General features: G+C 33.4%; 8 protein-coding genes. 6 read left to right on the forward strand and 2 right to left on the reverse strand.

The window, feature by feature from the left end; all coding sequences use genetic code 11:
* Positions 1 to 220: 220 nt before the first annotated feature.
* From CYAN10605_RS06625 to CYAN10605_RS06650, 6 genes are all read left to right on the forward strand, one after another.
* Positions 221 to 2,110 carry an NAD(P)H-quinone oxidoreductase subunit F gene (locus tag CYAN10605_RS06625; RefSeq protein ID WP_015219168.1) on the forward strand — a complete coding sequence of 630 codons (1,890 nt, stop codon included), beginning with the start codon at positions 221 to 223 and terminating at the stop codon, positions 2,108 to 2,110.
* A 150-nt stretch (positions 2,111 to 2,260) separates the two neighbouring features.
* Positions 2,261 to 3,772, forward strand: a complete 1,512-nt coding sequence (locus CYAN10605_RS06630; protein WP_015219169.1) for an NADH-quinone oxidoreductase subunit M — start codon at positions 2,261 to 2,263, stop codon at positions 3,770 to 3,772.
* Between the two features lie 493 nt (positions 3,773 to 4,265).
* On the forward strand, positions 4,266 to 5,933 hold the full coding sequence (gene groL, locus CYAN10605_RS06635) for a chaperonin GroEL (RefSeq protein WP_015219170.1): 1,668 nt from the start codon (positions 4,266 to 4,268) through the stop codon (positions 5,931 to 5,933).
* Between the two features lie 171 nt (positions 5,934 to 6,104).
* Positions 6,105 to 6,380 (forward strand): BrnT family toxin, encoded by a 276-nt coding sequence (locus CYAN10605_RS06640; RefSeq protein ID WP_015219171.1) that lies wholly within the window; start codon positions 6,105 to 6,107, stop codon positions 6,378 to 6,380.
* Positions 6,370 to 6,654 (forward strand): hypothetical protein, encoded by a 285-nt coding sequence (locus CYAN10605_RS06645; protein WP_015219172.1) that lies wholly within the window; start codon positions 6,370 to 6,372, stop codon positions 6,652 to 6,654. Before CYAN10605_RS06640 ends, CYAN10605_RS06645 begins: the two co-directional genes overlap by 11 nt.
* A gap of 266 nt (positions 6,655 to 6,920) precedes the next feature.
* Positions 6,921 to 10,586 (forward strand): UvrD-helicase domain-containing protein, encoded by a 3,666-nt coding sequence (locus CYAN10605_RS06650; protein ID WP_015219173.1) that lies wholly within the window; start codon positions 6,921 to 6,923, stop codon positions 10,584 to 10,586.
* 123 nt (positions 10,587 to 10,709) lie between these two features.
* On the opposite strand, the gene CYAN10605_RS06655 is transcribed toward CYAN10605_RS06650, so the two are convergent.
* Entirely contained in the window at positions 10,710 to 12,089 is a 1,380-nt protein-coding gene (locus tag CYAN10605_RS06655; protein ID WP_015219174.1) for a mechanosensitive ion channel domain-containing protein, read from the reverse strand.
* 25 nt (positions 12,090 to 12,114) lie between these two features.
* Entirely contained in the window at positions 12,115 to 12,798 is a 684-nt protein-coding gene (locus CYAN10605_RS06660) for a salt stress protein, Slr1339 family (protein WP_015219175.1), read from the reverse strand.
* Positions 12,799 to 12,981: the final 183 nt, after the last annotated feature.

Consider the following 12,981-nt stretch of genomic DNA (forward strand, 5'->3'; position numbering starts at 1 on the left):
ATTCCTAGGTCGTAATTGATAGTTTAGGGTCAAGAATTTATTTTAAACATAGCAAAATTGATTTGCATTTCTGACAAAATTTAATCCACAACCTAAACTTCAAACTCTGAACTCAGGTCTATTTATTCTTAACAAATTGCTGTAAAATCGATTCATCAAGAAAAGTAGATAAAAAAGTAGATAAAGTTATTTTAATACATAAACATACTATTCAATAAGCATGATTAATTTTCTTATTCAGCATATATGGTTTATCCCCTTATATGGATTGTTAGGGGCTATTTTTAGTCTGCCTTGGGCATTAGGATTTATTCGCAAAACAGGACCTCGCCCGGCGGCTTATTTGAATATTTTAATGACCTTACTATCATTTTTTCATGGTAGTATCATCTTTTTTAATATTGGTAATTTTCCCTCTCAAAGTATTGTTTTTCCTTGGTTTAGTATTGCTGAATTAGATTTGTCTTTAGCCATCGAAATTTCTCCTGTCAGCAGTGGTGCATTAGAGTTAGTCACCATTATTAGTTTACTGGCACAAATATTTGCCATTGGCTATATGGAGAAAGATTGGTCATTAGCCCGATTTTTTGGCTTAATGGGCTTTTTTGAAGCGGCTTTAGGGGGTATTGCTATAAGTGACTCCCTTTTACTCAGTTATGGTTTGTTAGAGTTGTTAACCCTTTCTACTTATCTATTAGTAGGTTTCTGGTATGCACAGCCCCTTGTTGTTACGGCGGCTAGAGATGCCTTTCTTACCAAAAGAGTTGGGGATATTTTGTTGTTAATGGGTATTGTTGCTTTATCTAGTGATGGAGCAGGATTAAGTTTTTCTCAGTTACAAGAATGGGCAGAAAACCCCTCTATTCCCACTTTTACGGCAACTTTGATTGGTTTAGCTCTAATTGCAGGTCCTACGGGCAAATGCGCTCAATTCCCTTTAAATCTTTGGTTAGATGAGGGGATGGAAGGTCCTAATCCAGCTAGTATTATGAGAAATTCGATCGTAGTTTCTGCTGGTGCTTATGTATTAATTAAATTAGAACCAGTATTCACTCTTTCTCCTGTGGCTTCTCATACTTTGGTGGTAATTGGTGCGATTTCTGCCATTGGAGGGTCATTAATTGCTTTAGCACAAATAGATCTTAAAAGGACTTTTTCCCATTCTACCAGTGCTTATTTAGGTTTAGTCTTTATTGCCGTGGGATTGGGTCATGTGGATATTGCCTTTTTGATTTTATTCTGTCATGGGGTTGCCAAGGCTTTACTATTTATGAGTGCAGGTTCAATTATTCTGACTACCAGTTGCCAAAATATTACGGAAATGGGGGGAATTTGGTCTAAAATGCCGAGTACAACCCTTGCTTACATGACGGGCAGTGCGGGAATCATTGCTTTATTGCCTTCGGGAATGTTAATTACTTTCCATCGCTGGTTTAATGGTAGTTTAGAGGTTTCTTGGTGGTTATTAGGGATTCTTTTATTAGTTAATTTGATTAATGCCCTTAATTTTACCCGTGTGTTTCGGGCTGTTTTCTTGGGCAAAACTCAACCTAAAACCCGTCGAGCTCCTGAAATTCCTTGGCAGTTAGCAATTCCGATGGTTTCCCTAACTATTATTACTTTACTTGCTCCAATTCTACCTTTTGATTATTCTCTCTGGTTAAGTCCTAATGCTCCTATTTTAAACAATACTGCTATGGTGGTTAGTTATGCCTTACCTTTAATTATCGCCTCTGGTTTGTTGGGTTGTGTTATCGGCTTTTTAATTCCCCTCAGAAAAGGTTTTTATCGCCCTGTGGAAAAATCCGTGCGAGTCATTCAAGATTTACTTGCCTATGATTTCTATTTAGACAAGATTTATCAATTTACAGTTGTGGCTTTTGTCTCTAATTTAGCTAAGTTTACCACATGGTGCGATCGCTACATTATTGATGGAGTGGTTAACCTGATTAGTTTAGTAACTATTTTCGGAGGCAATACCCTTAAATATAATACATCTGGTCAATCTCAGTTCTATATCTTAACCATCATTGTCGGAGTGGTATTATTAATGTGGTCTATCCTCAGTGGACAATGGAATAATATTCTTAACTATTGGGGATCATTTTAATGAGGAATTGAACAATAATAAATTTCTTTAGTAATTCCCTCAAAAAAGGGCTAAAGCCCTCATTACAAAACTATATAGATATTATCTGCTAAATGTTTAATTAAAAAGTTTTTCTCAAAATTATTAACTATCAACTATTAATTATTTAATATGCTTAGTTCCTTGATATGGTTGCCTATTTTTGGGGCAATAATTGTTTGTTTTTTACCTAGCTTTAAAAATACTCTCATTTATCGCAATATTGCTTTCATTATTGCGATCGCAACTCTCATTATTAATATCATCATTGGGAGTAATTTTGACATTAGCTTATTTGATACTCAGTTTACTGAAAGTTTTTCTTGGCTAAATTGGCTCGGCTTAGGCTATGATTTAGGGGTTGATGGTTTATCTTTACCCCTTATTTCTCTCAATAGTTTATTAACTTTAATTGCTATTTATATCTCTCCTAAAGATATTCAAAGACCTCGTTTTTATTATGGGATGATTTTACTTTTAACAGGAGGAGTTGCAGGAGCATTTTTAGCAGAAAATTTATTGTTATTTTTCCTGTTTTATGAAGTAGAAATTGTACCTTTATATTTTCTCATTGCGGTTTGGGGAGGAGCAAAAAGAGGTTATGCGGCAATGAAGTTTTTACTCTACACCGCTTTATCTGGATTCCTCGTCTTAATTTCTTTTTTGGGCTTAGTTTGGTTTAGTGGAGAGCCAACTTTTGCTTTTGAACCTTTGAAGTCCCATGCTTTACCCGTTGGCACTCAAGTTTTGCTCTTAATTCCCCTTTTAATCGGCTTATTTATTAAAATCCCCATTTTTCCTTTCCATACTTGGCTTCCTGATGCCCACGTTGAAGCTAGTACACCAGTTTCGGTTTTGTTAGCAGGGGTATTGTTGAAACTAGGCACTTATGGCTTATTACGTTTCGGAGTAGGTTTTTTCCTTGAAGGTTGGCTCGTGGTTGCCCCTTACTTGGCTTTTCTGGCGGGAATTAGTGCTTTATATGGTGCTATGTGTGCGATCGCGCAAAAGGATATGAAAAAAGTAGTTGCCTACTCATCCATTGCCCACATGGCTTATGTTTTACTTGCTGCATCTGCTACTACCCGCTTGAGTTTACAGGCTTCCATTTTACAGATGGTTAGTCATGGCTTAATTAGTGCCATGTTATTTATTTTGGTGGGTATTGTCTATAAAAAAACTGGTAGTCGTGATGTGAATTATCTGAGAGGCTTACTCAATCCTGAAAAAGGTTTACCAGTTACTGGTAGTTTAATGATATTAGCAGTAATGGCTAGTTGCGGTATTCCCGGGATGGTTGGCTTTATTTCCGAATTTTTAGTATTCAGAGGTAGCTTCCCCATTTTTCCCATTCCCACCCTACTATGTTTAATTGGCACAGGCTTAACCGCAGTTTATTTCTTGTTAATGGTGAATCGAGTCTTTTTTGGACGCTTAACCCCCGAATTAAGCAATTTGCCCAGAGTTTTGTGGAGTGAGAGAATTCCTGCCCTGATTTTAGCTGTTTTAATCATTCTTTTTGGTTTACAACCCCACTTTATCAGCCGTTGGAGTGAAACCCAAGCCTCCCTCATTTTTTATGGTGGAGAAGAAAATGTTTCTTTTGTTTTGGGTAGCCTTAACACTTTCAGTCATCATCTATAACCAGTAAATAGATAAAAAAAGGCAATGGGCAAGGTTAAAAGGGCAAAAGGCAAAACCCTCTGTGTCTCCTCTTAAAAGGGTAAGAGGCAAGGGGCAAACCCCCCTTTATACCCCAGGGTTTTTTCATTCTCAAAAATGTCAATTTCAATTTTTGAAACTAACAAATAGTAACAGATACAGGAGTTTTTAAGTATTAATTAATCAATTATTAAGAAAAAACGCTCCCCTCTACTGTGGGAGAGGGGTTGGGGGTGAGGGCAAAGATGAATAGTGAATAATTAATAACTTCAAACTCTTGTACGGGCGAATGGCCATTCGCTCCTAACCCCTAACTCATTTTTCCCTAACAGCCCAATCCCCTAAAACCTTAATACTAATTGCTCATTACTTAATCAAAGAAAAGGTGCTGATAACCGTATTAGCAGTCATGACCTAAGAGTGCTAAATTTATCTATGGGAAAAAAATAAATATAGTCTTACAGCAGAAATATCTATGGCTAAAATTGTATCTTTTAAAGAAGAGTCCAGAAGACACCTAGAACAAGGAGTTAACGCCCTTGCTAATGCGGTGAAAGTGACTTTAGGACCTAAGGGTAGAAATGTATTATTAGAAAAAAAATTCGGTGCACCTGAAATTGTTAAAGACGGTGTTACCGTTGCTAAAGAAATCGAATTAGAAAGCCCCTTAGAAAATACTGGTGCTCGTTTAGTGCGCGAAGTTGCTTCTAAAACCAAAGACATTGCAGGAGATGGCACAACCACCGCTACAGTTATCGCTCAAGCAATTATTAAAGAGGGCCTGAAAAATGTTACTGCTGGTGCTAACCCCGTGGCGTTACGTCGTGGTATTGATAAGGCGATCGCACTTTTAGTGAAAGAAATTTCCGCTATGGCTAAACCCGTAGAAGGAGACGCTATTGCCCAAGTTGCTACCGTATCCGCAGGAAATGATGAAGAAATCGGGCAAATGATTTCTACCGCCATGGATAAAGTTACTAAAGATGGCGTGATTACCGTAGAAGAATCTAAATCCTTAGCCACCGAATTAGAAGTAGTGGAAGGAATGCAGATTGATAGAGGCTATATGTCTCCTTATTTTGTCACCGATCAAGAAAAACAAATCGTTGAATTTGAAAATCCCCTCGTCTTAGTTACCGATAAAAAAATTAGCTCTATTGCTGATTTAGTCCCTGTATTAGAAAATGTTGCCCGTGCAGGTAAACCTCTTTTCATTGTTGCCGAAGACATTGAAGGAGAAGCCCTTGCTACCCTCGTAGTTAATAAAGCCCGTGGTGTCTTAAATGTAGCCGCTATCAAAGCACCTAGTTTTGGTGATCGCCGTAAAGCCATGTTACAGGATATTGCTATCTTAACTGGCGGACGTTTGATTTCTGAAGAAATTGGCTTAAGTCTTGATACTACCAATTTAGATGACTTAGGTAAAGCTCGTAAAATCACCATCGAGAAAGATAACACCATTATTGTTGCCGATGGAGAAAATAAAGCCGAAATAGAAAAAAGAGTTGCTCAAATCCGTAAACAACTCGAAGAAACTGATTCTGAATACGACACTGAAAAATTACAAGAGCGTATCGCTAAATTAGCTGGTGGTGTAGCAGTCATCAAAGTAGGTGCGGCTACCGAAACTGAATTAAAAGAAAGAAAATTACGCATTGAAGACGCTCTTAACGCTACTAAAGCCGCAGTGGATGAGGGAATTGTACCCGGAGGTGGTGCAAGTTTAATTCACTTATCTCCCAAAGTAGCCGAATTAAGAGATAGTCTTACCATCGAAGAAGAGAAAATCGGTGCAGACATTGTCCTCAGAGCCATTCAAGCCCCTCTCGCTCAAATTGCTAAAAACGCAGGAGTAGAAGGTGCGATCGTTGTTGCCAAAGTTCAAGAATCTGATGCTAATATCGGTTACAATGCTTTAACAGGACAATATGAAGACTTAATCGCTTCTGGTATTATTGACCCTGCAAAAGTAGTTCGTACCTCCTTACAAAACGCCGCATCCATTGCCGGATTAGTCTTAACTACCGAAGCCTTAGTGGTAGAAAAACCCGCTCCTGAACCTGCAATGCCCGATATGGGTGGCATGGGCGGAGGAATGCCCGGCATGGGTGGCATGGGAATGCCCGGTATGGGAATGATGTAATTCCTTAAAACCTACAGGCAAGATGCCTGTTTCACCTTTTATATCGTAGGGGTTGAACATTGTTCAACCCTTTTTTATTAACGTTTATTGATAACTCTGTAGGTTGGGTTAGTGTTAACGTAACCCAACAAAAATTCATGAAATTTTAAGCAAAAAAGGAGAGAAAGTTAATTGGATTTAGAGTTTGAATGGAATGATAGTAAGGCTAAAACAAATAAGAGAAAACATGGAGTTTCTTTTGAGGAAGCAAGTTCAGTATTTAACGATCCATTATCAATCAATTTTGACGATCCCGATCATTCTCAAACAGAAAATCGCTATATTATAATAGGTTTGTCTAGTCAGGGTAGATGTTTGTTTGTTTCTTTTGTCGAACGTGGTAAGAAAATTCGTTTAATTAGTGCAAGATTAGTTACACCAAAAGAAAGGAGGTTTTATGAAGGATAAAAATAAAATACAATGTGAGTTAGAAGATAATTTGAGAGAAGAATATGATTTAACTGAACTCAAAAACCCAGTGAGAGGTAAATATTATCAACAGTATCAAAAAGGACACAGTGTTACTATTCACTATGAAGACGGTACGAGAAAAACAGAATATTTCCCTCCAGAAAATAATTCTGACATAATTATCCTTGATCCTGACGTGAAAAAGTATTTTCCCGATTCAGAGTCTGTTAATTCGACATTAAGAAGTTTGATTAAATTAATTCCTCAGTAACCAAAGAGTGGTTTATGAAACAAGATTTCTTATTGTTTATGAAACAAGATTTCTTATTGTTTATGAAACAAGATTTCTTATTTTTGATACGTGATGGGTAAGATGTCTGTGTCAGATTATATTTTTTTATTCCAATGTATTTGTTAAATTTTATTACTTTTTGTAATTCACTTATTTTCTGGATGTCATTATTGAATTAAGTTAGTAAAGATTTAAGAGGTTCTATAAGCCCTTAATTCTTCATTATTTTCAAATTCTGACTTCCCGTGACTATACCAATTTTATTTTCCGTTCGAGTTTGGAATAAGATTAGAGCTTTAAGCCCCAAAGAGCGTAGTCGTTTTTTATTTAAAGTAAGAAGAATTACTCATAATAGTATTCCCTACCGTCAAATTAGGGAATTAAAAATTAATAGTAGCTTAAAGATTTTTCGTATTAGATATAATTTAAACTATCGAATTATCGCAACCTTATTAAAAGATAATCAGGATAATTCTGTTATTAAAATCGTTGATTTTATCCCCCATGACGATTTGGATAGAGGTAAGTTTCTTATAAATGGTATCGGAGAATATAGCGTAGAAGATATTGAAAATTTAAGCCATGAAGAATTAGAGGAAAATCTTGTACAAGAACATCTTTGGCGTGATAATAATTTAAGTATTAATTGTAGTTATTTCACTCATCAAGAAAGTGATTTTTTCTCTTTTACAATTAACCCTGAAAGTCAAACTGATCCTGATTTAATTTTATCATCTCAACAGTATCAAATAATCAAGCAACAACCTAATTTACCTACTTTATTAACAGGCAGTGCAGGAAGTGGAAAAACTTCGATCGCACTTTATTTAGCTCTTCATAATGCCCACAATCAAAAAAATGATCAATCGTCCTATCAAGTTTTATATGTAACTTATAATCGCTCATTAACTAACTATGCAGAAAATATAATTAAGCGTATTTATCCTGAAAAACTAGATAATTTTATTAATATAGATTATCAGAATTTATGTCAAATATTTAGTGAAAAATACAGATTAAATATTAAAAGATTTAAGCCTGAAAACAAAGTTAACTTGTATCGTTTTATTAATCATTTTTATCAACACCAAATTCAGAAAATAAATAATCTCAATCCAATATCTTTATGGGAAGAAATTAGACATTTATTAAAAGGCTCATTAGAAGCAATTAATTTAGAAAATAATCTCATTACTTATGAACAATATCAAGAATTAATTAATCATAGTACTTTAAGAAGAGATATAAATTACCAACAAGTTTATCAGCTAGTTACTAATTATCAGCACTGGTTAGAATCCCACGAATATTGGGATGAATTAGATTATACTCACTACTTATTAAAACAAATACCAGAAGATTATCAAGGGGAATATCATGAAATTTATTGCGATGAAATCCAAGACTTAACTCAAATTCAAGTTAAATTTTTACTAAGATTATTAATTTTAAATAATGATGGTTATAGCTTACCAAAAATATTTTTTACAGGCGATCCAGCCCAAACAATTAACCCCAGTGGTTTTAGTTGGAATAAAATAAAAAATAATATTCATCAATCCTATCAAAATTATTATCAAATCAATCAAATTAATAAACAAATTGAGCCTGAACACTTAACTATCAATTTTCGTTCCTATAGTGGTATCGTTAATTTAGGTTCAGCTATTGTCAACATAATCCGAGAAAATAGTAATAATCAATCAGAATTAATTAAACAAGAAACATGGTTAGAATCAGAAATAAAACCTTTTATTTTAAAAGAGAGTCCTGAGCAAATTTTTCAAGAAAAAGCCTCTTTTGGTCTTAAAAATGCCATTATTGTTAGTGATGAGAATGAAAAAGAAAGATTAGCCTCGTATTTTCCTCAAGATAGCGAAAGAATTTTAACGATTCAAGAAGTAAAAGGTTTAGAATTTGATGAAGTTTTAATTTGGAACTTTTTTACTGGTTTTGATAGTTGGCAAAATCGTAATAATCAAGCAATTAGGGAGCTAAATAATTTTAAATATAACTGCTTATACGTTTGCATAACAAGGGCAAGAAATAAGTTATATTTTTATGATCAACAAACTATAGATTTTTGGAATAAACCAGAAATTCAAAATTTAGTAACTCAAGGTAATTTAGATGAATTAGAAACTATTTTTGCGTCTTATGAAAGCATAGATAAGATGAGAGAAGCGGCGGAAGACTACGTTAATGAAGGTAACGAAAAAAGTTATAAAATTGCTATTCAAATTTATGAAAGAATAAAAGATGAAAAAGAAATAAATAGAGTCAAAGCCTTATTGTCAGAGTTGCAAGAAGATTGGGAAAATGCAGGAGAATATTGGGATAAAATTAATGATTTTGTTAATGCTTTTCGTTGTTGGGCAGAAGTAAATAATAATTTATGGCAGAAAAAATGGGGATATTTAGCCGAAGAGGAATGGAATTTGAGAGGAGATTATTTCTATCGAGAAAATGATTTTGCCATGGCTATTTATTGCTATCAGCAAAGTAATAATAAAGAAAAGGAAATTGATTGCTTAGAAAAGTTAAATCAATGGGAATTAGCTGGAGATAAATTAAAGGAAATGGGGAGAGAAATAGATGCTTTTCATAACTATGAATTAGCCAACGAATATTATCAAGAAAATAAACAATTAGACAAATCAGCCCAAATGTGGACAAAATTAGAGGAATGGAAAAAAGCCTCTCCTCTTTGGGAAAGTTTGCAAGAATGGGATAAAGCGGGGGAATGTTGGCAAAAAGCAGAAGAATTTGAGTTTTCGGCGTTGTGTTGGGAAAAAGTGGAGGCATGGGATAAAGCTGAGAAATGTTGGCAAAAATTAGAAAACTGGGAAAAAGTGGCTATTTGCTGTCAAAATCAAGGAAAATGGCGATCGAGTGCTAGAAATTGGCTTAAAATAGAAGATAAAAATAAAGCGGCTTACTGTTATCAACAGGCTAATGATTTAGATAAAGCGATGGAGTTATGGCAGGAATCAGAATCTTGGCATCAAGTTGCGATCGCACTTGAACTAGAACAAAGATACTCAGAAGCGGCAAAAATATGGGCAAAAGTCAACCCCCTTCAACAAAAAGCCTTATGTCATGAAAAATGTGAAGAGTGGGAAGAAGCAGAAAAATGTTGGCGAGAGTTAGGTAACTGGCATCAGGTTGCTTTGATGTGTGAAAAACAGGATAAATGGCTAGAGGCAATAAAAATATGGAGAAAATTACGCAAGACAGATTTAGAAAGTAAAGCCATTGAAAGAATCAGAGAAATCAAAAAAACAGCCCAATATTACGAAAGAATTGAAAATTGGCAAGAAGCAGAAAAATACTGGCGTATAGTTGATAACAAATTAAAAATAGCAATTTGTCTCTATAAACAAGCAAAAAATTGGCAGGAAATTGCCGAAATTTATCAAAGTTTACAACAATGGGAATCTGCGGGGAAAGCATGGCAAAAAATAAATGAATGGGAAAAAGCCGCAGAATGTTATGAAAAAGGTAGCTGTTGGCAATTAGCAGAAGATTGTTGGAGAGGGTTAAACAACACCAAAAAATTAGCTTACTGTTTAGGAAAACAAGGTAAGTGGTATGAAGCAGGAGAAGAATGCCTAAAAATTGACGATATTCAAAAAGCACTTATCTGCTACAAAAAGATTAATCATCTTAGCAAAATGGAAGAATGTTACAGAAAGCTAGAAGAATGGGAAAATGTAGCAAATATTTGTGAAAAGCAGGAAAAATGGACAGAAGCTGCTAAAATATGGATAAAAATGCCTCAATATGAAAAAGCAGGTGAATGTTACGAAAAAAGTCATCAATGGGAATATGCAAAAGAATGTTGGAAACACATCGGCAATGATAAAAGGGCGTTATATTGCTTAGAAAAATCTATAGATAATCTAAAGTAAGTAAATATAGTTATTTCAATTAACTTTGAAACACTTTTAAAAACTTAAGTCTTTGATAAACAAGAGCTAGAGATTTTGATTTTGTTTTATTCTTATTTAAAATGACTATAAATATTATGTATTTTAAGTAATTAATTTTTTTAATCTATTTCTTACCCAAATTAATGGGTTATTATCATCTTCCTCCTTATCAATTAATCCCATCCTTCTCAACTCATTTTGTCTTTCTACTAACTCATTTTTTCTTTCCGATAATTTATTAACGATTAAGTCATAAAGTTCAGGATTTTTCATTAACAATTTTCTAAAATTAGCCTGATTAATACAAAAAAGAATTGTTGGTTCTACTGCTTTAACTGTAGCGGTTCTAGGCATTCCTAACATCAAAGATAATTCCCCAAAAAAACTACCTGCCTTTAAATAGTTTAAATGCTTATTTATTTTTTCAACAAATACTTCAACTTTGCCCGAAAGAATAATATAAAAAGTATCTCCTATTTCATTTTCTTTGAATAAAATCTGTTCTTTCTCTAAATTTTTTCTGTATCCTGACTCAATTAATTTTCGTATTTCTATCTCATTAAAATCTTGAAAATAATCTACTTCCCATAACATATCTTTAATTGATTTTTTTGACTTATGATGATGATTTTGATTATTTTTTTCCTGACTAATATTTATATTTTTATTCTCTAAAACATCAGAATAATTTTTGAGCCAAACATCTCTTTGAGGAAAGGGAATAGTAATGTTATATTGACGAAAAAGATATTCAATAATAAAATTCAAATTACTTCTTATTTCTGGCTCTTGATCAATAGGATTTATCCATACTCGTAACTCTAAATTAAGGCTACTATCTCCAAAACCAACTAATAAAACTTCTGGGGAAGGATGTGCCACAACCCTTGATTCTTGATAAGCTGACTGTAATAGTAATTCTGTAACTAATACCAAATCTGATTGATAGGCAACTGCGATGGGGATAATTATTCTAGCAGTGAAGCTATTATAGCTCCAGTTCGTAAAACGATGATTAATAAAAAAACTATTAGGGATAAATATTTCTGAACCATCCTGAGTTTCAACCACAGTGGAACGGGTAGAAATTTCTGTTACATATCCTTTTATATTTTCTATTTCAATAAAATCTCCCGGTTTAATTGGTCTTTCAAATAAAAGAGTTAAGCCACTAATAAAATTTTTTGTTATATCTTGTAAACCAAAACCAATTCCTAAACCTAAACCGCCTCCAATAACGGCTAATGTGGATAAATTAACTCCAAAATATTGTAATAATAAAATAAATAATATTGCACCAAAAAAATAACTAATAATATTAGCAAATGTTTCTCTATTCGCAGAGTCTATATTTAGTTTATTAAGGATATTTTCCTTAAATATTTTCTTGAAAATTTTGCCAATAATAATAACTAAAATTAAAGCAATTACAATTTGCAGTAAGGCAATTAAAGAAATGGATGTTCCGCCCACAGTCAGCATAAATATTTCTGAATAATTATTAGTTTTAACTACTTGACAGTGCTTTTAAATATTCGATCGCAGCTTCTAATTTAGTAGGATAAGAAAGAGCGAACTGTTCAAACCAAAAGCCTTCATCAGAATAAGGATCTAAATTTTTTAACCATACCTCTGCTTTTCTAGTGATTAACTTTTCTTGTCTTTGTTTTTCTAACTCTTGTTGTCTAATTTCTTCTAAATTTTCAGATTTTTTGTTATGATTAATTTCTTTTTGTTTTTGATGATAAGAAGTAACTAATTCACTGATATAATTCTCTGCAATTCCAGATTTTTTTTGCGATTTATGAGCAGATTGTTTTTGTTTATATTGTTTTTCTATATCAGATATAATATCATCAGAATCTATTTTTGATTGAGACTGTTTTTGATTAAACTTAGACTCTATTTCTGATATTAAATTATCTTTCTTATTCGATGTTGAGTTAAGGGAATTACTAGATTTTTTTTGCTGAAATTTTCCCTCAATCTCTAAGACTATATCCTCCGTTATATCTTGATTTTCTGTAACCTTTTTTTGTGACTCTATTTCCGAAATAAAGCTATCAATATCAGAATTGTTGGATTTTTTTTGCTCTCTATCTAACTGATTATGATTAACCTTTGATACTTGTTGATTTTTTTGTTGATATTTACTTTCTATATCCTGTAAAAAATTATCGATTTCAGCCATTTTAAACCCCAAAGTTTTAGACTCAAATTTTCCTTATTATTACAATATAACAATCCTAAATCATTTATGATATGGCGTTTATCTCAATGCTGAGATGCACCAATTATCAGTATTCAGGAATGGGCAAAGGGCAAGGAGCAAAGGTTATAGTATAATATTCACGGTCAATCATAGAAAAAACAA

The sequence above is a fragment of the Cyanobacterium aponinum PCC 10605 genome, assembly GCF_000317675.1.
Lineage (GTDB): Bacteria > Cyanobacteriota > Cyanobacteriia > Cyanobacteriales > Cyanobacteriaceae > PCC-10605.